The organism is Streptomyces sp. NPDC111516 (genome assembly GCF_055635345.1).
Genome location: NZ_JBVKBV010000024.1, coordinates 1 through 25281, shown reverse-complemented (window position 1 = coordinate 25281; position 25281 = coordinate 1). Strand labels below are relative to the sequence as shown.

Genomic DNA, 25281 nt, shown 5'->3' with positions numbered 1-25281 from the left:
GAGCCGCTCATGCAGCAGCGAGAGTTGCATCGTCTCGTTCCTGGGATGAGAGTCGCATTCCGTGACTACGCCGCCGCAGTATGCGCACCCGTACAGATTTCTTGTACGGGTCGTGCGCGCGTGACGTACGCGCGCAGGTGGGAGTTCGATCCGTATGCACCCCAGAAAGCGGCAGCGCAAGAACGCGTCGGCAATGAAACTCGTGGGCAAGCTGGTCGGCGTGTTCCGCACCGCGGCCGGCCTGACCCAGGCCCAACTCGCGGACCGGGTCGGCCACCAGGTGGAGACGATCGCCTCCATCGAACAGGGCAGACGCGCGCTGCTGCCGGACCTGGCCCGTCGATTGGACGAGTTGCTGCCGACCAAGGGGGCGCTGGAGACGGCGGTGGGAAACATGCCGGAGGTGGACCTGATTCCGGCGTGGGTCGAGGAGTACCTGGACCTGGAACGGGAAGCCCTGGCCCTGTCCTGGTACGACAACCAGGTGCTCCCCGGGCTTCTCCAGACGGAGCTCTACGCACGGCCGTCTTCCGCAACCGAATCCCCGTCTTCGCCGAGGACGAGATCGCCATCCAGACCACGGGCCGTCTGAAGCGCCAGGAGATCCTGCACCGCACCACACCCCCCACCATCAGCTTCGTGGTCTGGGAACCGGTCCTGATGCTTCAACTCCTGGACGGCGAGGAACACGCGGAGCAGCTGCGCCACCTGCGGATGTGTGCCGCACTCCCCGGCATCTGCCTCCAGGTCCTGCCGCTGAACAGCCGGACCCACTCCGGACTCGACGGCCCCTTCACTCTGCTGGAGACACCGGACTTCCAGCACATCGCCTACTCCGAAACACAACGTGGCAGCCTGCTCGTCTCCGACCCCGACGAGGTCAGCATCCTCGCCCAGAAATATGCGATGCTGCGAGCCCAGGCCCTCAGCCCCGAAGACACCGTGGGCCTGCTGGACCGTCTGCTGGGAGAGCAATGAGCACTGAACGCAAGTGGTTCAAGTCCAGCTACAGCGGCGACGAAGGCGGACAGTGCCTCGAAGTCGCCTACGAATGGCGCAAGTCGAGCTACAGCGGCAGCGAGGGCGGTCAGTGCGTAGAGATCGCCGCGCACCCCGCCGCCGTCCACGTCCGCGACTCCAAGAACCCCGACGGCCCCACGCTCACCATCGCGCCCACCACCTGGACGGCCTTCGCCGGCTTCGCCGCCGGCCGGCGACTCGTCTGAGCCCACGGGAGGAATACCACCGCCATGGCTGTCATCCACAACACCACCCTGACGCCCACGAAGCTGGAACTCCTCGCCACCTGGCTGCCCGCGCAGCCCTGGTACCGCGGCAAGGCGGGGCAGCAACCCGAGTTGGTCAGGACGGGCGGATTCCGGCTGGACGACCCGGAGGGCGAAGTCGGCATCGAGTTCATGGCGGCCACCGACACCTCGGGCGACCAACCAGTCACGTATCACGTGCCGTTCAGCTACCGCGGCGCACCGATCGCGGGCGCCGACAAAGCGCTCATCGGCACGACCGAGCACGGGGTGCTGGGGCGGCGGTGGGTGTACGACGGGACGCGTGACCCGGTCCTCGTCGCCCAGCTGTTCGCGCTGATCGTCGGCGAGACCGAGCCTCAGATGCAGAGCACGAGCGACACCCCCGATCCGTCCGTCATCGGTTGGTTCGCGGAGACCGGCGCAACGGCGGCAATCGCCTCCACGACCGTGACCGACGACCCGAGCGGTACGGACATCCTCGTGGAGACAGCACCCGACGGACGCCGGCTGACCATCCACATCAACCGCGTTCTCCAGCCCGGCCAGGACACCGGGGGGCAGGCACTCGGCCACGTCACCGCAGACGTGCCGCTGCCCGACGGCACCACCGCTCGCACCGCGTTCGCCGTCGTCCGCGCACACCCGTAGCCCCGGTCGTAGCCCGGCGTTGTCAGTGGCCGCGTCTAGAGTCGCGGTCATGGCGACGCTCCCGAATCCGCTCCCGTCCCTGGCCACGTCAGGGCTCCAACTCCCGCCCGGCTCACTGGTGGACGCCACGGTCGACGGCGTGTGGCACGAGCCGCTGCTCTGGTACGCCGACGAGCCCGCGTCCCCCGGGACATGGGCCGGGCTGCGTGAGGCGGGACGCCCGGTCGGGCTCATTCCCGTACTGATCGACGGCGGGAAACGCGACCAGTGGCCCAGCACCTGGGACCTCGCCCCGGACAGGACGTCGTACCCGGGTGATCACGACGCCGAGGAAGTGCTCGGCGAGTACTGGGCGGACTGCGCGCCCGAGGAACTCGACGCCGCCGCGGACGAGTGGCCGGGCCTGGCACCCGTCCCGGCAGCCGAGGGGCCGGACTCCCCCGACGACCTGGCGGCCGAGATGGCCGACCTGTACACCGGGCCGGACGGTTGGTTCCCCGGCACACGAGCGGCGCTCGTCCCGGCCCGCCGCAGCGCGGACATCCCGGCGGCGATCGGCTGGTCGGGCCCGGTCAACTACGAGGACGACGTGGCCCGGCTCTGCGCGGTGCTCCGCTCCTGGGAGGACCGCTTCGACATACGGGTCGTGATGATCGGCTTCGACACCCTGACCGTGTCCGTCGGGCGCCCGCCCACCACCCTCGCCGAGGCACGGGCGCTCGCCGCCGAGCACTTCGCGTTCTGCCCGGACAACATCAACCAGAACCCGCCGTACGACCTGGACGTCTACGCCGAGAAGATGGTGCTGAACCAGGAGACCTGGTCGTTCTGGTGGGACTAGCTGGTGCCCCTCCCGGCACTAGTGACAACGGTGAGGGCTGGGCGCCGTCCCCGCCCCGGCGGTTCCGAGGTCATCGGAGCGCCCTTCTTCGAGGCGCGACCACTGGCCGAGGGGACGTCCGCCCGGCCACTCCGATACGGGTGGCCAATAGGGTGCGCCGCTTTCGGTTCGCGTGTTGGTGCACTGTTGTGGCCAGCCGGGGGGTGAGACCTCCCAACGCTCCTGGCGTCCGTACGCGGTGAGGTCCATGAGCGCGTAGCTGTAGTCCATTGCCTCTGCGCCGCGGCGTGTCGTCCAGTAGGTCTCGAAGACGCGGTCACCGTCCCGCAGGTAGCACACGAGGTGGAACAGGCCGAGTCGGCGTCCGACGAGCAGTGCGTCGAGGGAGGGTTGTGCCGAGTACCACGGCATGTCCCAGCCCATGAAGTCGCGATAGCGGACGCTCGCGTCGTACGTCACCTGAGGGTCGGCCCCTTCGGCGACGGTGTTGCGTCCCATACAGAAGACCGCGTAGGTGATGTCGCGGGAATGCAGGGAGGACAGCTCGGCGACCTGGCTGGTGTAGTACGTGCAGCCTTCGCACTGCTCGGATGCGGGCCGGCCAGGATTCCACATGAAGTAGTAGGCGATGAGCTGCCTGCGTCCTTCGAATGAGTCGAGCAGGGTCACCGGCCCATCGGGGCCGATCAGCTTGAGATGGGCGTCCACCTCGACCATGGGCAGCCTCCGGCGGGCCGCGGCGATGGCGTCACCTTCGCGGGTATGCGCCTTCTCCCGCACGCGCAGCGCATCGATTTCGGCCTGCCAGGTGGCCCGATCGGCCACCGGTGGCAGCGCGGGGGTGCCGTTGCCACCGGCAGTTGGCGTCGCGGTGGGCTTCGATTCATCGTTCATGGTCGCCTCCGTCTGCGTACGAATGTGCGTGTCGATAGCGATGGGGCCTTCTTCTGCAGCCATGGGGCTTTCTCGTGCCGAGCCCTGGGTTACTGGCGCGAGTCCCGCTCTGCCGCTTCGGCGATGCGCTTGATCCGAGCCAACCGCCGGTCCCAGTCGGCGGCGAGGGAGGCCATCCACCTCGCGGTCATGTCCAGCGCTGCGGGTCGTACGGTGTACCGCGCCTCGCGGCCGACCCGGCTGCCGGTCACGAGCCCGGCGGCGTCGAGGACGGCGAGGTGCTTGACCACTGCCTGCCGCGAGATGGGCAGCCGCTCGGCGAGCGTCGTCGCGGTGGCCTCCCCTTGTTCGGCGAGCAGGCTGAGCACCTTACGCCGTGTGGGATCGGCGAGCGCGGCGATGACAGTGTCCACCGCCTCGTCGACGTGGTGACCTCGATGGGTCATGCCGGCAGGTCCTCGGCGCGCTTCTTGATCGCGTCGAAGCACTGGGACCAGCCACTGGTGTGGTCCTTGATCACGTTGCGGCGGTTGCCCTCGGGGGTGGGCAGTGCCGCGAACCCGCTCTCCACGACGCGCAGCCGCGTCATGTCTCCCTCCGGGATCAACGTGAACTCCACGAGGGTGCTGTTGTCCTCGCGCAGCCCTTCTCCGGGGAACGCGCTGACCCAGCGGTACGCCACGTACGTCGGCGGCTCGACCTTCTCCACCCGCACCGGGAAGTCGCCGTGCTCGGAGTTCTTCGCCACCGTCGACTCGCCTTCCTCGGCCACGGCGCCGGACAGGTTCACCTCGTCAGTCGCCCAGAACCCGGGCTCTGCCACCAGCGACCAGACCCGCTCGATCGATGCCGCGATCAGAGTCTCGCGCTCGATCCGGTCCTCACTCATCGGCGTGCTCCCATCCCTATCGCCATCATGTGCAACTCCAGAGTTGCACATGATGGCCCGACGCGCAATCGCAGAGTTGCGCGTTGACTCCGCGGGAATGAGAACGGCGCCCCTCCACTCACACACCCGGCAGGACAGGGCCTAGCTGGCCAGGCGGCTGTCCGGCTGGGAGCGCGGGTCAGTAACGGGGGCTCGGCTGGGCCATGGGCGGCTGGGTAGGCTTCCGGTCATGAATACGGCCATGCCCAGCAGCGAGGCCGCTGAGCCGGTCGTTCTGGACGCGATGGAGCTGACGTCCGATCCCGACCTTGCAGCGCGGTTCGCGGAGTCGGCACACCGGATCCTGGCGGACCTGGTCCGCGGAGGTGCCGCTCTCGGCTGGGTCGAACCACCCCCACTCCATGAGGTGGTGGAACTCTTCGGCCACGTCGTCAGTGCGGTGCAGGCCGGGGACGGAGCCTTGCGTGCCGCTTACGTCGACCGTCGGCTGGTCGGGCTGGGGTACTGGCTGCGCTACGCCCGACCGACCCACCGGCCGCACGCCGATCTGGAGAAGATCGCAGTGGATGCCGCCGCCCATGGGCGTGGCGTCGGTCGGGCGCTGACCGCTGCCTTGATCGCTGACGCCCGGCGGGCGGGCGTCGAGGTCCTCACCCTGGATGTGCGCGGCGACAACAGCAATGCCCTGCACCTCTACCGATCGCTGGGCTTCACCGAATACGGCCGTCTGCCCGACTTCGTCGCCGTCGGCGAACGCCGCTACGACAAGGTCTTCTGCATGTTGGACTTCCGCCGACAAGGCTGAGATCTCGCATGAAGGCATGGAGGTGACCCGCGACGCTTCCAAGCGGCGAGCGGCATGCGACCCGGTGACCGTGCGGCAAGGCGCGGTCGTCAACGAGCCGGAACGGGTCTCATATATTCGTTTTGTGATCACACATACTGACCAGCCCGACTGTGCGTTCAACGACACCCCGGGCGTCCGGAACTTCCGCGACGCGGGCGGTATCGGGTCCCTCCGTCGTGGGGTCCTCTACCGTTCCGGTGCCCTGGATGCCATGCCGCCGCAAGGCGCGCAGCACCTGAAGGAACTCGGCCTGCGCAGTGTGATCGGCCTGCGCAGTACGCCGGAGGTGGCGGCCAGACCCGACCTGCGACACGACCTCGGGTACGAACACAGTCACTTTCCCGTCTTCGCCGAGCAGAGTTGGCCCGAGGGTCAACGAGAGCTCTATCCCTCCATGGCCGAGCACGCCGGGCGTTCGACCGTGGCGACCATCCGCCGGCTCATCGTTCCCGGAGCCTTGCCCGCGCTTGTCCACTGCGCCTCCGGCAAGGACCGCACCGGTGTGACCGTCGCCATCCTTCAGACTCTGCTGAACGCCTCCGAAGCAGAGATCACGGAGGACTTCCTCCGCTCGAACACGTCCCTGGGACTCACCAAGGCTTCAGCTGCGGCACGGACCGGTCACGGCACCCGTCCCGTCACCGCGACTCACCTGCTCCACGCCATGACCTGGGTCCGCAGCCACTACGGGTCCGTGCCCGACTATCTCCTGGCGCACGGAGCCAAGGAGGCCGAGTTGCAGGCGTTGCACATCGCCTTGTCCTGACGCGGTCCGTCGAGGCAGCCGCCGGTCGCGGGCTCACCGGCCGCCGGGCGCCTCTGCGGGCCGCAGCAGCAGCCGTCGACGAGATGCGTGCCGTCGCGGAACGGCAGATGAGTACCACGACTCATGTGCCGTACCCGGCCGCCCGGTTGAATCGCACGCATGCCCGACAACGTCATGGACAGCCGCCCCCGGCACACCTGGATCGCCTCGCTGGTCTCCACGATCGTGACGCTTCCGCTCGCGTTCATCGCCCTGGCCTTCACCGCGCTCTCGCCGATGGCCTGCGACTCCTGCTCGGAAGCCGAATCCGACCGGTTCAGCAGGAGCTTCGATCCCGCGTGGACGGTGTTCTGCTGCGGTCTGGTCCTGGCCCTGATCGCGCTGGTCGCGAGTTGGGTGCTCAACCGGCGCAGACCGCCGGCCTGTGTCGCGCTCGCCGTACTCGCCCCCGGCACGGTGGTTTTCGCGTGGGTGGTGTTCATGTCTCTGGTCGACTGGCCCTGAGCCTCCGGCGGCTCCAGGGCTCGGCGTACTCGCGCTGCGAGGATGCTGATGCCGTCCCCGAGCAGTTTCAGTCCGAGGACGAAGCCGGGACCGGCCATCGGGTACGCGGGCGAGTATGCGGGCGCTCTCCCCCGGCCCGACGCAGGAGGGCGCCCGAGGCGCTGTCCGCGTTCGATCTCTGCGGGAGTGAGCGGCGATCTGACCACGACTCCAATCCAAATACCGGTATAGTAATGCCGGTATAGTTATTGGTTGCTTGAGAAGGGCGCCCCGTGATCGAGATCCTGAACCCCACCATGCTGGCCCGAGCAAGAGACACAGGCGCCCTGGTCGCCGACATCCTGCAGACGCTGAAGAGCCGTAGCACGATCGGCACGAACCTTCTGGACATCGACCGGTGGGCCAGGGCCACGATCGTCGAGGCGGGAGCTGTGTCCTGTTACGTCGACTACGAGCCGTCCTTCGGACGCGGCCCGTTCGGCCACTACATCTGCACGGCCGTCAACGACGCCGTGCTCCACGGACGGCCGCACGACTACACGCTTGCCGACGGCGATCTGCTGACACTCGACCTCGCCGTCTCCAAGGGCGGAGTCGCTGCAGACGCTGCCATCAGCTTCATCGTGGGCGACGCAAAGCCCCCGGAGAGCGTCGCGATGATCAGTGCAACCGAACGCGCGCTGGGCGCAGGGATCGCCGCTGCCGGGCCCGGGGCTCGAATCGGCGACATTTCCCATGCCATCGGCACGGTCCTCGGCGAGGCGGGGTACCCGGTCAACACCGAGTTCGGAGGTCATGGCATCGGATCAACGATGCACCAGGACCCGCACGTTCCGAACACCGGACGGCCCGGCCGTGGATACAAACTGCGCCCTGGGCTGCTGCTGGCACTGGAGCCGTGGGTCATGGCGGACACTGCTCGACTCGTCACTGATGCCGACGGGTGGACGCTCCGAAGTGCGACAGGCTGCCGGACAGCACACAGTGAGCACACGATCGCTATCACCGACGACGGAGCCGAAATCCTCACCTTGCCCAAGCAAGCGCAGCCGTGAGGTCGAAGGCCCCGTGTTCCTCTTCTCCAAGCAGCCGTAGAGCCCCCGCCCGTCCCGGCATCGGGGACAGGCGGGGGCTCACGGGTCCGGCGGCGATCACTCAGGGGATGGGCACCAACGCCGAGGACGACCGGCGGTGGGAGCGAGGACGGACGCCACCCGCTCCGGCGTCGCTTCCGCTCAGTGCCGCCCCAGCCGCTGCGCGACCTCCGTCGCCCAGTACGTCAGGATCATCTGCGCACCGGCCCGCCGGATCCCGGTCAGGCTCTCCAGAATGGCGGCGTCCCGGTCGATCCAGCCGCGCTCCGCCGCCGCCTCGATCATCGCGTACTCCCCACTGATCTGGTACGCGGCGACCGGTACGTCCACCGAGTCGGCGACCTTCGCGAGGACGTCGAGGTAAGGTCCGGCCGGCTTGACCATGACCATGTCGGCGCCCTCCTCCAGGTCGAGCGCCAGCTCGCGCAGGGACTCACGGGTGTTCGCCGGGTCCTGCTGGTACGTCTTGCGGTCACCCTTCAACGACGACCCGACGGCCTCGCGGAACGGCCCGTAGAACGCCGACGAGTACTTCGCCGTGTAGGCGAGGATCGAGACGTCCTCGTGGCCCGTCTGGTCCAGCGCGTCACGGATGACGCCGACCTGGCCGTCCATCATGCCGCTGGGGCCGACCACATGGGCGCCCGCGTCGGCCTGGACCTGAGCCATCTCGGCGTACCGCTCCAGCGTCGCGTCGTTGTCGACGCGGCCGTCGGCGGTCAGGACCCCGCAGTGGCCGTGGTCCGTGTACTCGTCCAGGCACAGGTCCGACATGACGACGAGCTCGTCACCGACCTCCTCGCGCACGGCGCGCAGACCGGCCTGGAGGATGCCGTCCGGGTCCGTGCCCGCCGAGCCCCGGCCGTCCTTCTTCTCGTCCGCGGGGACGCCGAAGAGCATGATCCCGGAGACCCCGGCCGACACCGCCTCGACGGCGGCCTTCCGCAGCGTGTCCAGGGTGTGCTGCTGGACACCGGGCATGGCCGAGATCGCGACGGGCGCGTCGATGCCCTCGCGCACGAACGCGGGCAGGATCAGGTTTGCCGGGTCGAGCCGTGTCTCGGCGACCATGCGCCGCATCACCGGGGTCGTCCGCAGCCGCCGGGGGCGGGAGCCGGGGAAGTTTCCGTACACAGTCATGCTTCGAGACTAGACCCGTACACATCACCGTCTTACCGACACCTGTGCCGGAAAAACAGACCGGAGAACGGGCAGGGGTCCGGCTGCCGAAGCAGCCGGACCCCCGACACCCACGAACCGACCGGTCAGGTCGTCGTACGACGTCGCCGCGCCCCCGGACGCCGCTCGCTCGGCCGCGTCACCGGGTCACCGGCCTCCTTCGCCGCCTCCCGGCGGTGCGCACCGAACTCGGCGAGGGCCTCGGCCAGCTTGGTCACCGAAGGCTCCGGCGACAGGACGTCGACGCGCAGCCCGTGCTCCTCGGCGGTCTTCGCCGTCGCCGGGCCGATACACGCGATGACCGTCACGTTGTGCGGCTTGCCCGCGATGCCGACGAGGTTCCGTACGGTCGACGACGAGGTGAAGAGCACCGCGTCGAAACCGCCGCCCTTGATGGCCTCACGCGTGTCGGCGGGCGGCGGCGAGGCGCGGACCGTGCGGTACGCGGTGACGTCGTCGACCTCCCAGCCCAGCTCGATGAGCCCGGCCACCAGCGTCTCGGTGGCGATGTCGGCGCGCGGCAGGAACACGCGGTCGATCGGGTCGAAGACCGGGTCGTACGGCGGCCAGTCCTCCAGCAGACCGGCGGCCGACTGCTCACCGGACGGCACCAGGTCCGGCTTCACACCGAAGTCGACGAGCGCGGCGGCGGTCTGCTCGCCGACGGCCGCGACCTTGATCCCGGCGAAGGCTCGGGCATCGAGCCCGTACTCCTCGAACTTCTCCCGGACGGCCTTCACCGCGTTGACGCTGGTGAAGGCGATCCACTCGTAACGGCCCGTGACCAGGCCCTTGACCGCGCGCTCCATCTGCTGAGGCGTACGAGGCGGCTCGACGGCGATCGTCGGGACCTCGTGCGGCACGGCACCGTACGAACGAAGCTGGTCGGAGAGCGACGCCGCCTGCTCCTTGGTACGCGGGACGAGCACCTTCCAGCCGAAGAGAGGCTTGGACTCGAACCACGCGAGTTGGTCGCGCTGGGCGGCGGAGTTGCGCTCACCGACCACGGCTATGACGGGCTGGTGCCCGTCCGGAGACGGGAGGACCTTCGCCTGCTTCAGGACCTGGGCGATCGTCCCGAGGGTCGCCGTCCAGGTGCGCTGGCGGGTGGTCGTACCGGCCACCGTCACGGTCAGTGGGGTGTCCGGCTTGCGGCCCGCCGCGACCAGCTCACCGGCGGCCGCGGCCACCGAGTCGAGTGTCGTCGAGACGACAGCCGTCGCATCGCTCGCGCCGACCTCGGTCCAGCAGCGGTCCGAGGCGGTACGCGCGTCGACGAACCGGACGTCGGCGCCCTGCGCATCACGCAGCGGCACACCGGCGTACGCGGGCACGCCCACGACGTTGGCGACACCCGGCACGACCTCGAAGGGGATGCCGGCGGACGCGCAGGCGAGCATCTCGGCGCCGGCGTTCCCGTCCAGTCCCGGGTCGCCGGAGACGGCACGCACGACCCGCCTGCCGCCCTTCGCTGCCTCCATGACAAGATTGACCGCATCCCTGAGAACGGGAACACCGGCGGCTGTTGACTGCGCGTCAACAACCGTCAGCTCGGGCGTGCTCACCCCTGCCCGCGCATGGCAGCGAACAGCGCCGAGAACGTCCGGCTCGGCGACAAGGACGTCCGCGCTCGCGAGCGCCTCGACGGCGCGCAGAGTCAGCAGTCCCGGGTCGCCGGGACCGGCGCCGAGGAAGGTGACGTGCCCTTGTGCGGACAGGGCCGGAAAGTCGGATGCGGCGGGGCCGGTGGGGCTCAAAGTGCTCGCTCCCCCATAAGACCGGCCGCACCCTTGGCGAGCATCTCGGCCGCGAGTTCGCGACCGAGGGCCGCCGCGTCGTCGTGCGACGTGGGGACGGGACCGGTGGTGGACATCTGTACCAGCGAGGAGCCGTCGGTGGAACCGACGACACCGCGCAGGCGCAGTTCGTTGACAGCCTGTCCGTCGACCAGGAGGTCGGCCAGCGCACCCACAGGTGCGGAACAACCGGCCTCCAGGGCGGCGAGCAGGGCACGCTCGGCGGTCACGGCGGCCCGGGTGACCGGGTCGTCGAGCTCGGCGAGCGCAGCGGCGAGGTCCGCGCTGGTCACAGCGCATTCGATCGCCAGTGCTCCCTGACCGGGAGCGGGCAGGACGGTGTCGACCGACAGGAAGTCGGTCACCTCACCGGTCCGGCCGAGGCGGCTGATCCCGGCCGCGGCGAGTACCACCGCGTCCAGCTCCCCGCTTCGGACAAATCCGATACGCGTATCGACGTTCCCCCGGATCGGCACGGTCTCGATGTCGAGGCCATGGTTACGGGCGTACGCGTTGAGCTGCGCCATGCGGCGCGGCGAGCCGGTGCCGATGCGGGCACCGGACGGCAGCTGCTCCAAGGTCAGCCCGTCCCGCGCCACCAGTACGTCACGCGGGTCCTCGCGCACCGGTACAGCGGCCAGCACGAGGCCCTCGGGCTGGGTGGTCGGCAGGTCCTTGAGCGAGTGGACGGCGAAGTCCACCTCGCCGCGCAGCAGCGCGTCGCGCAGCGCGGCGACGAACACACCGGTGCCGCCGATCTGCGCGAGGTGCTCCCGGGAGATGTCGCCGTACGTGGTGATCTCGACGAGCTCGACGGCGCGCCCGGTCACCTCACTGACCGCGTCGGCGACGAGGCCGGACTGCGCCATGGCGAGCTTGCTGCGCCGGGTGCCCAGCCGGAGCGGTGCGTCGGTCCGCGCGCGCTGGGGTGAGTTGTCGGTCATGACCGCCCTCGATTCGGGTCGTTCAGGTCTGCCCGGGAGACGGCGGCGACCGTCTGCGGGTCGAGGTCGAAGAGTTCCCGCAGCGCATCGGCGTACCCGGCGCCGCCGGGCTCGCTGGCGAGCTGCTTGACCCGCACGGTGGGCGCGTGCAGGAGCTTGTCGACGACGCGGCGCACGGTCTGCGAGATCTCGGCGCGCTGCTTCTCGTCCAGGTCGGGGAGGCGTCCGTCGAGCCGCGCGATCTCGCCGGCGACCACTCCGGCGGCCATCGTGCGCAGAGCGACGACGGTCGGGGTGATGTGGGCGGCGCGCTGGGCGGCACCGAAGGCGGCGACCTCGTCGGCGACGATGGTGCGCACCTGGTCCACGTCGGCGGCCATCGGGGCGTCCGCCGATGCCTCGGCGAGCGACTCGATGTCGACGAGGCGCACGCCGTCGAGGCGGGCGGTGGCTCCGTCGATGTCGCGCGGCATGGCGAGGTCGAGCAGGGCGAGGCGGACGGGGCCGGCGCCCTGGGCGGGCACGGTGGCCCGGCGGACGGCCTGGCGCACCGTACCGGCGGTGCCGTTCTCCACCCAGGCGGCATGCCGGTCGGGGGCGGCGGGCGGCGCGGGGACGGAGGCCGCGGGCGCCTCGTGCGCGGGGTCGAAGGCCAGGCCGAGCGCTCCGGCGACGGCCTCGGCGGTCAGCACGAGACCGGTCGCGCCGGTGCACGAGACAACAACGTCGGCACGTGTCAGTTCGTCGGCGACGGCGGCCATCTCCACGGCGTGGGCGGCCACTCCGGTACCGCCGGGCTGGCCCAGGATCTCGACGAGCCGGTCGGCGCGGGCCCTGGTCCGGTTGGCGACGACGATCTCGGCGACACCGGCACGGGCCAGCGTCGCAGCGGCCAGCGAGGACATCGAGCCGGCGCCGATCACCAGCGCCCGCTTGCCCCGGGCCCAGTCGGTGACGTCCGCACCGGCTGCGAGCTGTTCGAGACCGAAGGTGACGAGCGACTGCCCGGCCCGGTCGATCCCGGTCTCGCTGTGGGCACGCTTGCCGACCCGCAGGGCCTGCTGGAACAGATCGTTCAGCAGCCGGCCGGCGGTGTGGAGCTCCTGCCCCTGCGCCAGCGCGTCCTTGATCTGGCCGAGGATCTGACCCTCGCCGACGACCATCGAGTCCAGCCCGCAGGCCACCGAGAAGAGATGGTGGACGGCCCGGTCCTCGTAGTGCACATAGAGATACGGGGTGAGCTCGTCCAGACCGACGCCGCTGTGCTGGGCGAGGAGCGTGGACAGCTCGGCGACGCCCGCGTGGAACTTGTCCACGTCGGCGTACAGCTCGATGCGGTTGCAGGTGGCCAGCACGGCGGCCTCCGCCGCGGGCTCCGCGGCGAGGGTGTCCTGGAGCAGCTTGGCCTGCGTCTCGGCAGCCAGCGAGGCCCGTTCCAGTACGGAGACGGGGGCGCTTCGGTGGCTCAGCCCCACTACGAGAAGACTCATGCCGGCATCACGGCGGGCATGTCCCCGTCGGGTCCCTTCCGGCTGTCGGCGGCGGCGCGCGCGGGCGGCGTGGCCGCGTCCGGGCTGCCCTCGATGACGTCCTCGCCGGCCTTGCGCTGCTCGTGGAAGGCGAGGATCTGGAGTTCGATGGAGAGGTCGACCTTGCGGACGTCGACGCCGTCGGGCACGGAGAGCACCGTCGGCGCGAAGTTCAGGATGGAGGTGACGCCCGCGGCGACGAGCCGGTCGCAGACCTGCTGCGCGGCACCCGGCGGGGTGGTGATCACGCCGATCGACACACCGTTGTCGCTGATGATCCGGTCCAGGTCATCGGTGTGCTGGACGGCGATGCCGGCGACGGGCGTACCGGTCATCGCGGGGTCGGCGTCGATCAGTGCGGCGACCCGGAAGCCACGGGAGGCGAAACCGCCGTAGTTGGCGAGCGCGGCGCCGAGGTTACCGATACCGACGATCGCGACCGGCCAGTCCTGGGTGAGCCCGAGTTCGCGGGAGATCTGGTAGACGAGATACTCGACGTCGTACCCGACACCACGCGTTCCGTAGGACCCGAGGTAGCTGAAGTCCTTGCGCAACTTGGCAGAGTTGACCCCCGCCGCCGCGGCGAGCTCCTCGGACGAGACCGTGGGGACCGAGCGCTCGGAGAGCGCGGTCAGTGCGCGCAGGTACAGCGGAAGTCGGGCGACGGTGGCCTCGGGAATTCCTCGGCTACGGGTCGCCGGTCGGTGAGTTCGGCCAGTTGCCACGGTGCTCCTGCGGGATGAGCGGGGCTGCAGGCGGCCGTATGTAGCAGGACCGCCCCGTCGAATGCAGGCTATGTCTTTGTGAACACGTGCACAAAGATAGTGTCCGTTTTGTCCGGTCAAAGTGACCGGGGTCACGCACATTCGTCGCGCGATCCCGGAACCAAGGATCGCATCAGCCCGTTGCAGGCCCGAAGGGGGCAAAGCGGCACACACTCCTCACAACCACTCCCCCGAGTTCACTCAAAACGCCCATGATGGTAACCGGGTTTCACTCACGAAAGCAGTGCGCTGCGCAGCCTCGCCGGGTCCACCCGCCAGAACGTGTGCTGTTCGTCATCAATCAGGACGACCGGGATCTGCTCCCAGTACTCCCGGTGCAGCGCCTCGTCCTGAGTGATGTCCTTCTCCTCCCAGGACGCACCGGTCTCCTCGCACACCTCTTTCACCACCGCCCTCGCGTCGTCACAGAGGTGACATCCGGGCTTCCCGACCAGGGTCACCACCCGGTCCGCGGGCTTCTTCCTCGCACGTCGCAGCAGAGCACTCATGCCTTCATTCTGCGCCGAACGGGACCGCCGCCCCGCGCGGAAGACGCGCCGCCCCCACCCTTGATCCGTTACGCCCCGAATCGCCCGTTCAACAAATCGGCAGCCGAGAGTTCACGGCACGGCATCCCGGCAGGTCCGGAACGGCCGAACCGACTGGCTATGCTCACGACATGGCCGCTCTTGGATGGCTCACACCCCGTAGGCGCCCCGCGACAGCACGGAGCGTGCTGGCAGGCGAGGCAGCAGCTGAGGCAGCGCGGAAGTCCGCCCTCCCCGGCGAACTCCCCGACGACCAGCCCTCCACCACCGATCAGGGCAGCTCCGCCGCCACCACGGCCGAGGAGCCGGCCTTCCCCGTCGTCGGCGACGACCGGGCCGCCGCCTTCTTCGACCTGGACAACACCGTGATGCAGGGCGCGGCGATCTTCCACTTCGGCCGCGGCCTGTACAAGCGGAAGTTCTTCCAGCGCCGCGAGCTGACCCGGTTCGCCTGGCAGCAGGCCTGGTTCAGGCTGGCCGGCGTCGAGGACCCGGAGCACATGCAGGACGCCCGCGACAGCGCCCTGTCCATCGTCAAGGGCCACCGCGTCTCCGAGCTGATGTCCATCGGCGAGGAGATCTACGACGAGTACATGGCCGACCGCATCTGGCCCGGCACACGCGCCCTCGCCCAGGCCCACCTGGACGCCGGGCAGCGGGTCTGGCTGGTCACCGCCGCCCCGGTCGAGACCGCCACGATCATCGCCCGCCGCCTCGGCCTGACCGGCGCGCTCGGCACCGTCGCCGAATCCGTCGACGGCGTCTACACCGGCCGCCTGGTCGGCGAGCCGCTGCACGGCCCCGCGAAGGCCGAGGCGGTCCGCGCCCTGGCCGCCGCCGAGGACCTGGACCTCGACCGCTGCGCGGCGTACAGCGATTCGCACAACGACATCCCGATGCTGTCCCTGGTCGGCCACCCGTACGCCATCAACCCGGACGCCAAGCTCCGTAAGCACGCCCGCGCCCTCGACTGGCGGCTGCGGGACTACCGGACGGGCCGCAAGGCCGCCAAGGTCGGCATCCCGGCCGCGGCCGGCGTCGGCGCCCTCGCGGGCGGCACCGCGGCCGCCGTCGCCCTGCACCGCCGCCGCCGCTGACGCACACGCGTTCGTTCCCGGCCGCCGGGGCCGCCGAGCCACGCCCGGATACCCGCCGCCGATCGCGACCCCTTGCCCTCCGGCCGCTCCGGCCAGTCGGATTGCTAGCACCCGACCACAACCCGTCGCGCCCGCAGGCAGATCCCGAACTAATCCGATCAATAACCGGTCACGATGTGCTACTTGATGCATCGATTAGTCGCTACGGAAGCGACGTAATCGGTGATTTGAGCAACTGGGTGTAGCACTGCCTGTACGAAGCGTTATTCTCCTCAGACGCATTCCGGAACCCACCACTCACTACGACGAGTGACGGTTTCGTACTGCACGTGATGGAAGCTCTGCCTCTGGGAGTCCCGTGTACCCACACGTCGGGGTTGACGCCTCGGGCCTGGCTACGCTCCGCGCAACGGTCGCCGACCGCTTGCGCGGCTTCGTCCCCACCGCGTACGCCGTACCCGCGTTTGCCACCCCTGCACCTGTCGGCCCTTGCTACGCCCTGGCCGAACGCGGTGCGGCGGTCGGAAGACGCAGCAACCGCGGCGCAACTACTACGTCCACCGTCCGCCGGCCCACCGCCGACAGCGACAGCGCGCGCATGATGGATCTCGTCGAGCGCGCACAGGCCGGCGAGGCCGACGCCTTCGGCCGTCTCTACGACCAGTACAGCGACACCGTCTATCGCTACATCTACTACCGCGTGGGCGGCAAGGCGACGGCGGAGGACCTCACCAGTGAGACCTTCCTGCGCGCCCTGCGCCGCATCTCCACCTTCACCTGGCAGGGCCGCGACTTCGGCGCCTGGCTGGTCACGATCGCCCGCAACCTGGTCGCCGACCACTTCAAATCCAGCCGCTTCCGGCTGGAGGTGACCACCGGCGAAATGCTCGATGCCAACGAGGTCGAGCGCAGCCCCGAGGACTCCGTCCTGGAGTCCCTCTCCAATGCCGCACTGTTGCAAGCCGTGCGCCGACTCAACCCCCAACAGCAGGAATGCGTGACCCTGCGCTTCCTGCAGGGCCTCTCGGTCGCCGAGACCGCCCGGGTCATGGGCAAGAACGAGGGCGCGATCAAGACCCTGCAGTACCGCGCCGTCCGTACCCTGGCCCGGCTCCTTCCGGACGACGCCCGCTGATCCCACCCGGCCGAATCACTCTCGGCGATATTCATCACGTACTGGTCCGATCATCTTTCTTGCGTAACCCATGTGCCGCGCCCCTCGTTGTGCCGGTTGCAGGCCCCCTGTCGTCGCCCCATGTCCGCCGACACTCACTCATTCGTGTGGAAGCGCTCAAGGTGTGCAACCTTCCGGACCATCAGGGGAGTCGACCGTCATGACGAGAGGAGGTGCCGCCAGTGATCGCAAACGTTTCGGCACACCGGCGGGCGAACGCCTTCGCCCAGGCCCTGGAGGAGCAGTCGCTCCGCGGTGCGGCGGCCGTACAGCCCGAGGAACCGGCCGAACCGGCCGACCACGGACCGCTGTTGGCCCTGGCGAACGGCCTCGGTGAGCTACCGCGGCCCGAATTGGATCCCGCAGTCAAAGTTGTGCAGCGAGCCCAGCTCGTCGCCGCCATGGAGGCCATGTTCGCCGAGAGCGGTGAATCCACGGGCCCTACGGTGCCCGAACAACGACCCAAGGGGGCCCACCGGGCCTCCCCGCTCCGGAAATTGCGTCCCCGCTCCCGCTGGACGAAGGGCCTCGCGGCCGGCGGGCTCACCGTCGGTGTGGCGGCGGGGGCCTTCGGCGGAGTGGCCGCTGCCAGTTCCGACGCCCTGCCGGGTGATTCGCTGTACGGACTCAAGCGCGGCATGGAGGACATCCACCTCACCATGGCCAGCGGCGACGCCGACCGCGGCGAGGTCTACCTCGACCAGGCATCGACCCGGCTCAGCGAGGCCCGCCGGCTGATGGAGCGCGCCCGCTCCGGCGATCTCGACCACGAACAGCTCGGCGAGGTCAGGCGCACGCTCAACGGCATGACGCACGACGCCACCGAGGGCCACCGCCTGCTCCACGCGGCCTACCAGCGGGACGGCGCGATCGGCCCGATCCAGACCTTGGAGTCCTTCTCCCGCTCTCACCGCGACAGCTGGAGCAGCCTGCGTGACCGGCTGCCCGTACAGCTGACCGAAGTGGGGGACCAGGTCAACTCGGTCTTCGACGCCATAGACGATGAGGTCGAACCGCTGCAGTCGCTGCTGCCCCGCACCCCGGACAGGAACAGGGATTCGCGGCAGTCGGACGCCACGGAACAGGCCACGGGATCGTCCGGTACGGACCACTCCGCGCCCTCGTCACCGGAGGCCTCGCACGGCCGTACGAGCCCCAGCACGGCGCCCCACCCCTCGGCCTCCGGCAGCGCCCCGACCGACGGCCTGCTCGGCGGCACGGACGGCCTCTTCGGCACCCCGCCCCCGGGCACCGTCCCGTCCGCCGACGGCCGGATCAGCCCCCCGCCCACGCCGGACGTAACCCTGCCCCCGCTCCTCCCCGGCCTGCTCCCGGGCCTGGGAATCAACAGCGAGGACCTGAAGGACTGACACCACCTCGATCGCCGGACGGGCACGAAAGGACAGGCCCGTCCGGTGATTGAGGACAAAGCCGCACCAGGCACACCCGGCACTCCCCTCGGAGGAACACCGACTCGGAGGAACACCGACTCAAAAGAAGACCGACCTCCGCTGCACCAACAACTTGTACAGCGTGTGCTGAATCTGCTCCCGCACCTGATCCGTCAGATTGAACATCAGCATCGGGTCCTCCGCCGCCTCCACCGGATACCCACTCGTGGAGATCGGCTCGCCGAACTGGATCGTCCACTTCGTCGGCAACGGCACCGCCCCGAGCGGCCCCAGCCAGGGAAACGTCGGCGTGATCGGGAAGTACGGAAAGCCCAGCAGCCGCGCCAGCGTCTTCGAGTTGCCGATCATCGGGTAGATCTCCTCCGCCCCCACGATCGAGCACGGAACGATCGGCACCCCGGCCCGCAGCGCCGTCGAGACGAAACCGCCCCGCCCGAAGCGCTGCAGCTTGTACCGCTCGCCGAACGGCTTGCCGATGCCCTTGAAGCCCTCCGGCATCACCCCGACGAGCTCACCGCGCCGCAGCAGCCGCTCCGCGTCCTCCGCACAGGCCAGCGTGTGCCCGGCCTTGCGGGCGAGCTCGTTGACCACCGGCAGCATGAAGACAAGATCGGCGGCGAGCAGCCGCAGATGCCGCCCGGCCGGATGGTTGTCGTGCACGGCGACCTGGAGCATCAGCCCGTCGAGCGGCAGCGTCCCCGAGTGGTTGGACACGATGAGCGCCCCGCCGTCGGACGGGATGTTCTCGATTCCCTTCACCTCGACCCGGAAGTACTTCTCGTACACCGGACGCAGCATCGACATCAGGACCTGATCGGTCAGCTCCTTGTCGTACCCGAACTCGTCGACGTCGTACTCACCGGTGACCCGCCGTCGCAGGAACGCGAGCCCGCCGGCGATCCGCCGGTCCCAGCCGCCCCGCTCGGCCTCTTCCGGGGGCTGCCCGGCCCACTGGGGCTCCCCCTGCGGCAGCGAGGCGTCCTGCTGCCCGGGAAGGGCGCTGACGGCCGCGGTCCCGACCACTGGTGCCGCCGCAGAGGGCCCCTGCCCCCGGCCGCCACCCCCCGCGGACCGGCGCCGCGCGGAGCGCGACGCGCCGCCCGACCGCGAACGGTCGTCGTCGAACGGAATGACCTTGGCATCCGCCATCGTCGATGCGCTCCTCTACCTGCCGCTGGGGGTCGGGTACGTGTCGCCCGCTCCGGTGATCCCCGGACCATCGTCGGCCGCCCCGGCGCACGGCATGGCGGCCACTCTGTCGACCGCCCTTCCCACCGCCTCGGGCGGCAGCAGCCCCGGCCCCTGACTGCGCGCGAACTCCGCGAACGTCTCCGCGGTGGTGAACTCCGGGTGGAAGCCCAGCGTCTCGCGCATCTGAACGGTGGATACCACCCGGCCGTGGGTGAGCAGCCGGATCTGCTCCGGCGAGAAGTCCGTCATGCCGACCGTACGCAGCGCCTGGCCCACCCAGGTGACCGCCGGCAGCAGCAACGGCATCGTCGGCCGCCCCAGCCGCCGCGAGCACTGCGAGAGCAGCAGCACGCCGTCGCCGGCGATGTTGAAGGTGCCGCTGTTCAGCGTCCCGCGCCTCGGCTCGCGCGAGGCGATCCCCAGTACGCCGACGACATCGTCCTCGTGCACGAACTGGAGCCTCGGGTCGTAACCGAACACCGTGGGCAGTACCGGCAGCGACAGATAGTCGGCGAGCGGCGAATCCGCCTTCGGCCCCAGGATGTTCGCGAACCTGAGCACGCAGACGGCGACGTCCGGCCGACGGCGCGCGAAGCCCCGTACGTACCCCTCGACCTCCACCACGTCCTTGGCGAAGCCCCCGCTCGGCAGGGACTTGGGCGGGGTGGTCTCGGTGAAGACCGCCGGATCGCGGGGCGCGGAGCCGTACACGTTCGTACTGGACTTGACGACCAGCCGCTGCACGCTCGGCGCCTTCTGACAGGCCCCGAGCAGCTGCATGGTGCCGATGACATTGGTCTCCTTGACCATCGTCCGGCCACCCGTGCCGACCGCCTTGGCGGAGACGTCCAGATGGACGACCGTGTCGACGGAGTGCTCGGCGAGGACTCTGGCGATCGCGGGCTGGCGGATGTCCGCCGTCACGAAGTCGGCGTCGCCCAGCCGGTGTCCGGGCGTGACCGCATCGACGGCGACCACCCGGTCCACTTCCGGATCACGCTGGATGCGCCGCACGAAGCGGCCGCCCAGCTGCCGGGCCGCTCCCGTGACCAGCACGACCTTCCCCAAGATCAGCGCCTTCCGTCGAAAGGATTCCCCTGGCCGTCACCGTAGCGGGTGGATGTTGCCCTGTGATGACCGCACGGCGGCCTTGTGCCGAGACTTTGGCCCGAATGCGGGTACCGCCCCACAACGCGCCGCAGCCCTCCCGCCACATGGGCGGAAGGGCTGCGGATTCACGAACTGCGTTCGCCTACTTCTTGTTGCGACGCTGAACGCGCGTGCGCTTGAGCAGCTTGCGGTGCTTCTTCTTGGCCATCCGCTTACGCCGCTTCTTGATAACAGAGCCCACGACTACCCTCGCTCACTTCTCTTCACTGGTGCGGGGCGTCTGGGCCCACACGACCTACGTCGGCCTAGCCTACCCGCCACCGCGTGAGGGGCGTAATCCGAGGTGAACCTCAGGCGGACTCCACCCCCACAAAGGACTCGCGGAGATACTCGTGAACCGCTTGCTCCGGAACCCGGAATGACCTGCCCACCCGGATCGCCGGCAGATGACCGCTGTGCACCAAGCGGTACACGGTCATCTTCGACACCCTCATGACCGAGGCGACTTCCGCCACAGTCAGAAACTTGACCTCGTTGAGAGGCCTCTCGCTGCCAGCAGCCATGACCCACCTGTACCTTCCGCACGAGACGCGCACCGGCTTCCCCTCCGGTGACTCTTCGTCGTTGTGCGCTCACTCCCCAGATTAGGGGCGGGTGATGCGAGTGGGGAAGAGGAGAGACGATCGGCCGCCTACTGTGACAGACACGCCCGATTGAGTACATAGCGCGTGAGCGGCCGGTAGTAGGCGGACCGTACGGCGTCATCGAGCGGAACGGCGACCGACACCCGCCCCTCCGCCTCTCCGACGAACAGCGCGGGATCGTCCGTATCCGCCAGACCGATCGCCTCGACGCCCAGCTGACCTGCCCCGCAGACCCATCCATGGTCCCCGACGACCAGCTCCGGCAGCCGCCCGCGCCCCTGCGCCGCCGACTCCAGAGCGACCCGGACCGGCAACGGTGAATGGGTATGTGCGCCGGTGTCACCACCGGGAGTCCGCGCGCCCGGTTCGCACACCATCGCGACTCCTCGTACGTAGTCGAGGTTGTGCGTGCGTACGCCGAACCGGGTCGTTATGTCGACACATCGGCCCTGCGCAGGGGTGAGTACGGGGCACCCGGCCGCCGACAGGGCGTCTGCCAGCTCTGCGTAGAAACCGAGCAGCCGATGCGGATGGCCGGTCCCGAACAGCACCGGCGCCCGCCGGACCGCCGCATGCGACAGCCGCTCCGCGAAGGAATCCAGAGCTGCCAGGGTCCGCTCCGGATCGATCACATCAGGGCCCGAAACATGAGCTGGATCGTCCGAAACACCGCACTTGTCGGCCATCAGACGAAGAAGATCGGGCTCTTCCCAGCGGCATTCGGGGTCGAGGCCGAGCATCACCCGCGGGTCGCGGGCCGCGAAGAGCCGATAGCTCCGCAGGCTCGCTTCCCTCGATGTGGCCACGGGCCCGGCCAGCCGGGCCGCCAGCAGATGCGCACGCAGCGCTCCGGTGCTCAACACCCCACCGATGCTGCCCCAATCACCCGGACGGGGGGCCAGAAGTCCGGTTACGCCCCACAGTTGGCGTAACCGTTCCTCATCACCACACGGAAACGGCCGCACCGCGACCGCCCTGCCCGCCTCAGGCCAGCAGCCCCCGCAACGGGAACGCCGCCCGCCTGGTCGCCCGCACCGCCTGGTCCACCCGGTCCGCGGGGTCGTACCCCTCCTCCCACGACTTCCAGGAAGGAGTACGCCCGTCCGTCATCCGGGCCGGTCCCGGCTGCCGGGTCCGCGCGTACACCTCGTCCCGCCACGAGGCCGGAATCACCGACTCGGGATCCACCGGCGCGTGCGCGGCGATCCCCACCAGATGCGTCCAGGACCGCGGCACAACGTCGACCACCGCGTATCCGCCCCCGCCGAGCGCCACCCAACGCCCGCCCTCCGCGTACTCGTGGGCGAGATCGTGACAGGCGGCCATCACCGCCCGCTGCGCGTCCAGCGACACCGCCAGGTGGGCGAGCGGGTCCTCGAAGTGTGTATCGGCCCCGTGCTGACTCACCAGTACCTGCGGCCGGAAGTCCGCCAGCAGCTCCGGTACCACCGCATGGAACGCCCGCAGCCAGCCCGCGTCCCCCGTACCGGCCGGCAACGCAACGTTCACCGCACTGCCCTCACCGGCCCCGGCGCCGGTCTCCTCCGGCCAGCCGGTCTGCGGGAACAGCGTGCGCGGATGTTCGTGCAACGACACGGTCAGGACCCGCGGGTCCTCCCAGAAAGCCGCCTGCACGCCGTCCCCGTGGTGCACGTCCACATCGATGTACGCGACCCGCTCGGCACCCAGCTCCAACAGCCGCGCGATGGCGAGCGCCGGATCGTTGTAGATGCAGAACCCCGCCGCACCGCCCGGCATGGCATGGTGCAGCCCGCCCGTGAAGTTCACGGCATGCGCGGTGTCCCCACGCCACACCGCCTCGGCCGCGGCCACCGACTGCCCGGCAATCAGCGCCGACACCTCGTGCATCCCCGCGAACGCGGGATCGTCCACCGTCCCGAGCCCATAGTTCTGATCGGCGTGCTTCGGATCCGCCGACGCGGCGCGCACGGCGGCCACATAGTCCTCGCGGTGCACCAGCCGCAGGGTGGACTCCCCGGCCGGCTTGGCCGCCACCACATCCACCGCGCGGTCGAGCCCGAACGCCCGTACCAGCCCCATCGTCAGCGCGAGTCTGACGGGGTCCATCGGATGACTTTCGCCGAAGTCGTATCCCGTTACTGCGTCATCCCACATCAACCGTGCGCGGCCGCTCATGCCCGCCACCGTATCGGGCAGGTTCCGTGCCGAACGACTTGGCGTACACGAGCGTCGCAAGGACCAGCACCATCGGTACGAGCATCGCCCCCCGGTAGCTCCAGGCGTCCCCGAGCGCCCCCACGAGCGGCGACCCCACCAGGAATCCCACGTAGTTGAAGACGTTCAGCCGCGCGATGGCCGTATCACTCGCCCCGGGGAACATCCGCCCGGCAGCGGCGAACGTCTGCGGCACGATCACACACAGACCGAGACCCAGCAGAGTGAACCCGAGCATCCCGACCCACGCCCCACCGGCCACTGCCACCACAGCGAACCCGGCCGCGGCCAGCACACTCCCGAACCGCACCACTGTCACCGCCCCGAACCGCCGCACCCCGAAGTCCCCGACAGCCCGCCCCAGCAGCGTCGTCACCATGTAGACGTTGTACGGAACGGTCGACAGCTGCTCCGAACTCCCCAGCACGTCCTGCAGATACTTGGCGCTCCAGTTGGAGACCGTCGAGTCCCCGATGTACGCGAAGCTCATCACCAGACAGAGCGGCATCAGCAACTTGAAGGAGACCGAAGCGGCCCCCTTCCCCTGCCCCTCCACCGGGCTCGCCTCAACGGACGCGCCCTCGGCGTACCACCGGCTCCCGATGAACGCTACGGGCAGCAGCACGACCACTGCCGGCAGGTACGAGACCAGCAGCGACAGATCCCAGTGTGCCCCGGCCCACGCCATGGACGCCCCCGCGATTCCGCCCAGGCTGTACGAGGCATGGAACCCCAGCATGATGGAACGCCCGTACGCCCGCTGAAGGCTGACCCCCATCATGTTCATGGAGGCATCGAGCGCCCCGACGGCAAGCCCGAACACCCCGAGCGCCAGAGCCGCCTCCCACAACGCGCTCCCGGCCCCGGCGCCGAGCAGCGCAAGCAGCACAACAGGCTGCGCCCACCTCAGTACGACCCCTGGCCTCACCCGCGCGACCACCTTCTCGGTGACGACGCTGCCCACCCCGGCCAGGATCGGCACCGCGGCCAGGAACACCGGCAACAGCCCGTCGGATATCCCGTATCGGTCCTGGATGGCGGGAATCCGCGTCACGAGCAGAGCAAAGGTGACTCCCTGCACGAAGAAGCTCAACGTGAGGGAGGCCCTGCCGTGCCGCAAGCGAGCATGTGTCATGGCCGCGAGCGTAGGGCCAGTTTCTACCCATGGGTAGATGGATCAGGCGAGCAATTCCCGCAGTTGACTCATGTCGGAGAAGTGCCCGGTCACCCCGGAAAGCCGGTCCGCGGGCATCATCGACGTAAACCCGTACACATCCATCCCCGCGGCCCGGGCCGCCTCCACTCCGAGCGAGCTGTCCTCGATGACGACACACCGCTCGGGTGGAACGCCCATCCGCTCGGCGGCGAGCAGGAACAGATCGGGCGCCGGCTTTCCGTGCGCCACATCGTCCACGCTGAAGATCCAGTCCTCCTCGAACCACTGGTCCATCCCGGTCTTGCGGTGCCCGACCCGGATCCGCTCATGACTACCGGAGGACGCAACGCAATAGGCGACCCCGTCGGCGACGAGCTTCCCCAGCACCTCGTCCACGCCCGCCACCGGTTCCAGCTCCTGCTGGAAGGCCGCGAAGATTCGTGAGTGGAGCGTCTCGTCGAAGTCCGCGGGCAGTTCCTCCCCGGTCCTTTCCTCGACGAGGTCGTGGACTCGGTGCACGGCAGCCCCCATGTAGTCGCGAAGGCACTCCTGGTACGAGGTGGGGTGCCCGAGTTCCGTGAGGTACTCGGACAGGATGGTGTTGGAGATCGGCTCGCTGTCCACGAGCACACCGTCGTTGTCGAAGATGACCAGTTCGTAGCGCATGGATCGAGCCTAGACGCTCCGAACGCAGAAAAGCCCCGTGCCACAAGGGCACGGGGCTTTCCCGTAAAAGGAGTTCGGCGGCGTCCTACTCTCCCACAGGGTCCCCCCTGCAGTACCATCGGCG

Annotated in this window: 27 protein-coding genes and 1 pseudogene; 11 read left to right on the top strand and 17 right to left on the bottom strand. The window is 69.4% G+C overall.

The window, feature by feature from the left end; translation table 11 throughout:
* Positions 1-154 precede the first annotated feature (154 nt).
* The 4 genes and pseudogenes from ACZ7L9_RS31325 (at position 155) to ACZ7L9_RS31310 (ending at position 2757) form a co-directional block, all read left to right on the top strand.
* Positions 155-978: pseudogene (locus ACZ7L9_RS31325) on the top strand (helix-turn-helix domain-containing protein).
* Entirely contained in the window at positions 975-1226 is a 252-nt protein-coding gene (locus ACZ7L9_RS31320; protein WP_471420508.1) for a DUF397 domain-containing protein, read from the top strand. Before ACZ7L9_RS31325 ends, ACZ7L9_RS31320 begins: the two are co-directional and overlap by 4 nt.
* 24 nt (positions 1227-1250) lie before the next feature.
* Positions 1251-1916, top strand: a complete 666-nt coding sequence (locus ACZ7L9_RS31315; RefSeq protein ID WP_471420506.1) for a maltokinase N-terminal cap-like domain-containing protein — start codon at positions 1251-1253, stop codon at positions 1914-1916.
* Between the two features lie 49 nt (positions 1917-1965).
* Positions 1966-2757, top strand: coding sequence for a DUF4253 domain-containing protein (locus ACZ7L9_RS31310; RefSeq protein WP_471420503.1), 792 nt, complete (start codon positions 1966-1968; stop codon positions 2755-2757).
* A gap of 18 nt (positions 2758-2775) precedes the next feature.
* Here the strand turns inward: ACZ7L9_RS31310 and ACZ7L9_RS31305 are convergent, their stop codons facing one another.
* The 3 genes from ACZ7L9_RS31305 to ACZ7L9_RS31295 all read right to left on the bottom strand — a co-directional run bounded on the left by ACZ7L9_RS31305 (position 2776) and on the right by ACZ7L9_RS31295 (position 4540).
* Positions 2776-3651 (bottom strand): DUF899 family protein, encoded by an 876-nt coding sequence (locus ACZ7L9_RS31305; protein ID WP_471420502.1) that lies wholly within the window; start codon positions 3649-3651, stop codon positions 2776-2778.
* A gap of 89 nt (positions 3652-3740) precedes the next feature.
* The gene (locus ACZ7L9_RS31300) at positions 3741-4097 is read right to left on the bottom strand and encodes an ArsR/SmtB family transcription factor (protein ID WP_471420500.1); all 357 of its coding nucleotides are present in this window, start codon (positions 4095-4097) and stop codon (positions 3741-3743) included.
* Positions 4094-4540, bottom strand: coding sequence for an SRPBCC domain-containing protein (locus tag ACZ7L9_RS31295; RefSeq protein ID WP_471420498.1), 447 nt, complete (start codon positions 4538-4540; stop codon positions 4094-4096). Before ACZ7L9_RS31295 ends, ACZ7L9_RS31300 begins: the two co-directional genes overlap by 4 nt.
* Before the next feature lie 241 nt (positions 4541-4781).
* Between ACZ7L9_RS31295 and ACZ7L9_RS31290 the strand changes: the two genes are divergently transcribed.
* From ACZ7L9_RS31290 to map, 4 genes are all read left to right on the top strand, one after another.
* Positions 4782-5345: a GNAT family N-acetyltransferase gene (locus ACZ7L9_RS31290; protein WP_471420652.1), complete on the top strand. Its 564-nt coding sequence runs from the start codon at positions 4782-4784 to the stop codon at positions 5343-5345.
* 124 nt (positions 5346-5469) lie between these two features.
* Complete coding sequence (locus ACZ7L9_RS31285; protein ID WP_471420495.1) at positions 5470-6153, top strand: tyrosine-protein phosphatase; 684 nt, start codon at positions 5470-5472, stop codon at positions 6151-6153.
* 159 nt (positions 6154-6312) lie between these two features.
* Positions 6313-6657, top strand: a complete 345-nt coding sequence (locus tag ACZ7L9_RS31280; RefSeq protein WP_471420493.1) for a hypothetical protein — start codon at positions 6313-6315, stop codon at positions 6655-6657.
* Between the two features lie 272 nt (positions 6658-6929).
* Positions 6930-7712, top strand: a complete 783-nt coding sequence (map, locus tag ACZ7L9_RS31275; RefSeq protein ID WP_471420492.1) for a type I methionyl aminopeptidase — start codon at positions 6930-6932, stop codon at positions 7710-7712.
* Between the two features lie 180 nt (positions 7713-7892).
* Here the strand turns inward: map and hemB are convergent, their stop codons facing one another.
* The 6 genes from hemB to ACZ7L9_RS31245 all read right to left on the bottom strand — a co-directional run bounded on the left by hemB (position 7893) and on the right by ACZ7L9_RS31245 (position 14472).
* Positions 7893-8891: a porphobilinogen synthase gene (hemB, locus tag ACZ7L9_RS31270; protein ID WP_471420490.1), complete on the bottom strand. Its 999-nt coding sequence runs from the start codon at positions 8889-8891 to the stop codon at positions 7893-7895.
* A gap of 125 nt (positions 8892-9016) precedes the next feature.
* Positions 9017-10687: a bifunctional uroporphyrinogen-III C-methyltransferase/uroporphyrinogen-III synthase gene (locus ACZ7L9_RS31265; protein WP_471420488.1), complete on the bottom strand. Its 1671-nt coding sequence runs from the start codon at positions 10685-10687 to the stop codon at positions 9017-9019.
* The gene (gene hemC, locus ACZ7L9_RS31260; protein ID WP_389986284.1) at positions 10684-11670 is read right to left on the bottom strand and encodes a hydroxymethylbilane synthase; all 987 of its coding nucleotides are present in this window, start codon (positions 11668-11670) and stop codon (positions 10684-10686) included. Before hemC ends, ACZ7L9_RS31265 begins: the two co-directional genes overlap by 4 nt.
* Positions 11667-13160 carry a glutamyl-tRNA reductase gene (locus tag ACZ7L9_RS31255; RefSeq protein WP_471420485.1) on the bottom strand — a complete coding sequence of 498 codons (1494 nt, stop codon included), beginning with the start codon at positions 13158-13160 and terminating at the stop codon, positions 11667-11669. Before ACZ7L9_RS31255 ends, hemC begins: the two co-directional genes overlap by 4 nt.
* Positions 13157-13924 carry a redox-sensing transcriptional repressor Rex gene (locus ACZ7L9_RS31250; protein ID WP_471420484.1) on the bottom strand — a complete coding sequence of 256 codons (768 nt, stop codon included), beginning with the start codon at positions 13922-13924 and terminating at the stop codon, positions 13157-13159. The genes ACZ7L9_RS31255 and ACZ7L9_RS31250 overlap by 4 nt, the downstream gene beginning before the upstream one ends.
* A 272-nt stretch (positions 13925-14196) precedes the next feature.
* Positions 14197-14472 carry a glutaredoxin family protein gene (locus tag ACZ7L9_RS31245; RefSeq protein WP_471420482.1) on the bottom strand — a complete coding sequence of 92 codons (276 nt, stop codon included), beginning with the start codon at positions 14470-14472 and terminating at the stop codon, positions 14197-14199.
* Between the two features lie 170 nt (positions 14473-14642).
* On the opposite strand from ACZ7L9_RS31245, the gene ACZ7L9_RS31240 reads away from it, so the two are divergent.
* The 3 genes from ACZ7L9_RS31240 (at position 14643) to ACZ7L9_RS31230 (ending at position 18152) form a co-directional block, all read left to right on the top strand.
* Positions 14643-15608, top strand: a complete 966-nt coding sequence (locus tag ACZ7L9_RS31240) for an HAD family hydrolase (RefSeq protein ID WP_471420479.1) — start codon at positions 14643-14645, stop codon at positions 15606-15608.
* Between the two features lie 358 nt (positions 15609-15966).
* A complete protein-coding gene (locus ACZ7L9_RS31235; protein WP_030928170.1) occupies positions 15967-16743 on the top strand; it encodes an ECF subfamily RNA polymerase sigma factor, BldN family in 777 nt (258 codons plus the stop codon).
* Between the two features lie 221 nt (positions 16744-16964).
* On the top strand, positions 16965-18152 hold the full coding sequence (locus tag ACZ7L9_RS31230) for a DUF5667 domain-containing protein (protein ID WP_471420477.1): 1188 nt from the start codon (positions 16965-16967) through the stop codon (positions 18150-18152).
* A gap of 120 nt (positions 18153-18272) precedes the next feature.
* On the opposite strand, the gene ACZ7L9_RS31225 is transcribed toward ACZ7L9_RS31230, so the two are convergent.
* The 8 genes from ACZ7L9_RS31225 to ACZ7L9_RS31190 all read right to left on the bottom strand — a co-directional run bounded on the left by ACZ7L9_RS31225 (position 18273) and on the right by ACZ7L9_RS31190 (position 25157).
* A complete protein-coding gene (locus tag ACZ7L9_RS31225) occupies positions 18273-19343 on the bottom strand; it encodes a lysophospholipid acyltransferase family protein (RefSeq protein WP_471420475.1) in 1071 nt (356 codons plus the stop codon).
* A 15-nt stretch (positions 19344-19358) separates the two neighbouring features.
* Positions 19359-20453 (bottom strand): NAD-dependent epimerase/dehydratase family protein, encoded by a 1095-nt coding sequence (locus ACZ7L9_RS31220; RefSeq protein WP_471420473.1) that lies wholly within the window; start codon positions 20451-20453, stop codon positions 19359-19361.
* 184 nt (positions 20454-20637) lie between these two features.
* Complete coding sequence (locus ACZ7L9_RS31215) at positions 20638-20736, bottom strand: 30S ribosomal protein bS22 (RefSeq protein ID WP_003948845.1); 99 nt, start codon at positions 20734-20736, stop codon at positions 20638-20640.
* Between the two features lie 109 nt (positions 20737-20845).
* Positions 20846-21058, bottom strand: coding sequence for a helix-turn-helix domain-containing protein (locus tag ACZ7L9_RS31210; RefSeq protein WP_014046653.1), 213 nt, complete (start codon positions 21056-21058; stop codon positions 20846-20848).
* Positions 21059-21186: 128 nt separating this feature from the next.
* Complete coding sequence (locus ACZ7L9_RS31205) at positions 21187-22002, bottom strand: phosphatase (protein WP_471420471.1); 816 nt, start codon at positions 22000-22002, stop codon at positions 21187-21189.
* 121 nt (positions 22003-22123) lie between these two features.
* Positions 22124-23296 (bottom strand): acetoin utilization protein AcuC, encoded by a 1173-nt coding sequence (locus ACZ7L9_RS31200; RefSeq protein ID WP_471420469.1) that lies wholly within the window; start codon positions 23294-23296, stop codon positions 22124-22126.
* Positions 23265-24470, bottom strand: a complete 1206-nt coding sequence (locus ACZ7L9_RS31195; RefSeq protein ID WP_471420467.1) for an MFS transporter — start codon at positions 24468-24470, stop codon at positions 23265-23267. Before ACZ7L9_RS31195 ends, ACZ7L9_RS31200 begins: the two co-directional genes overlap by 32 nt.
* Before the next feature lie 42 nt (positions 24471-24512).
* Entirely contained in the window at positions 24513-25157 is a 645-nt protein-coding gene (locus tag ACZ7L9_RS31190; RefSeq protein WP_471420465.1) for an HAD family hydrolase, read from the bottom strand.
* Positions 25158-25281 lie beyond the last annotated feature (124 nt).

What these genes read in the sequence shown, in the direction of transcription:
- ACZ7L9_RS31245 (WP_471420482.1), bottom strand. Translation starts at nt 14,472, where the DNA reads ATGAGTGCTCTGCTGCGACGTGCGAGGAAGAAGCCCGCGGACCGGGTG.
- ACZ7L9_RS31240 (WP_471420479.1), top strand. Translation starts at nt 14,643, where the DNA reads ATGGCCGCTCTTGGATGGCTCACACCCCGTAGGCGCCCCGCGACAGCA.
- hemC (WP_389986284.1), bottom strand. Translation starts at nt 11,670, where the DNA reads ATGACCGACAACTCACCCCAGCGCGCGCGGACCGACGCACCGCTCCGG.
- ACZ7L9_RS31195 (WP_471420467.1), bottom strand. Translation starts at nt 24,470, where the DNA reads ATGACACATGCTCGCTTGCGGCACGGCAGGGCCTCCCTCACGTTGAGC.
- ACZ7L9_RS31200 (WP_471420469.1), bottom strand. Translation starts at nt 23,296, where the DNA reads ATGAGCGGCCGCGCACGGTTGATGTGGGATGACGCAGTAACGGGATAC.
- ACZ7L9_RS31255 (WP_471420485.1), bottom strand. Translation starts at nt 13,160, where the DNA reads ATGAGTCTTCTCGTAGTGGGGCTGAGCCACCGAAGCGCCCCCGTCTCC.
- ACZ7L9_RS31300 (WP_471420500.1), bottom strand. Translation starts at nt 4,097, where the DNA reads ATGACCCATCGAGGTCACCACGTCGACGAGGCGGTGGACACTGTCATC.
- ACZ7L9_RS31295 (WP_471420498.1), bottom strand. Translation starts at nt 4,540, where the DNA reads ATGAGTGAGGACCGGATCGAGCGCGAGACTCTGATCGCGGCATCGATC.
- hemB (WP_471420490.1), bottom strand. Translation starts at nt 8,891, where the DNA reads ATGACTGTGTACGGAAACTTCCCCGGCTCCCGCCCCCGGCGGCTGCGG.
- ACZ7L9_RS31315 (WP_471420506.1), top strand. Translation starts at nt 1,251, where the DNA reads ATGGCTGTCATCCACAACACCACCCTGACGCCCACGAAGCTGGAACTC.
- ACZ7L9_RS31310 (WP_471420503.1), top strand. Translation starts at nt 1,966, where the DNA reads ATGGCGACGCTCCCGAATCCGCTCCCGTCCCTGGCCACGTCAGGGCTC.
- ACZ7L9_RS31320 (WP_471420508.1), top strand. Translation starts at nt 975, where the DNA reads ATGAGCACTGAACGCAAGTGGTTCAAGTCCAGCTACAGCGGCGACGAA.
- ACZ7L9_RS31305 (WP_471420502.1), bottom strand. Translation starts at nt 3,651, where the DNA reads ATGAACGATGAATCGAAGCCCACCGCGACGCCAACTGCCGGTGGCAAC.
- ACZ7L9_RS31280 (WP_471420493.1), top strand. Translation starts at nt 6,313, where the DNA reads ATGCCCGACAACGTCATGGACAGCCGCCCCCGGCACACCTGGATCGCC.
- ACZ7L9_RS31210 (WP_014046653.1), bottom strand. Translation starts at nt 21,058, where the DNA reads ATGGCTGCTGGCAGCGAGAGGCCTCTCAACGAGGTCAAGTTTCTGACT.
- ACZ7L9_RS31290 (WP_471420652.1), top strand. Translation starts at nt 4,782, where the DNA reads ATGCCCAGCAGCGAGGCCGCTGAGCCGGTCGTTCTGGACGCGATGGAG.
- ACZ7L9_RS31190 (WP_471420465.1), bottom strand. Translation starts at nt 25,157, where the DNA reads ATGCGCTACGAACTGGTCATCTTCGACAACGACGGTGTGCTCGTGGAC.
- ACZ7L9_RS31225 (WP_471420475.1), bottom strand. Translation starts at nt 19,343, where the DNA reads ATGGCGGATGCCAAGGTCATTCCGTTCGACGACGACCGTTCGCGGTCG.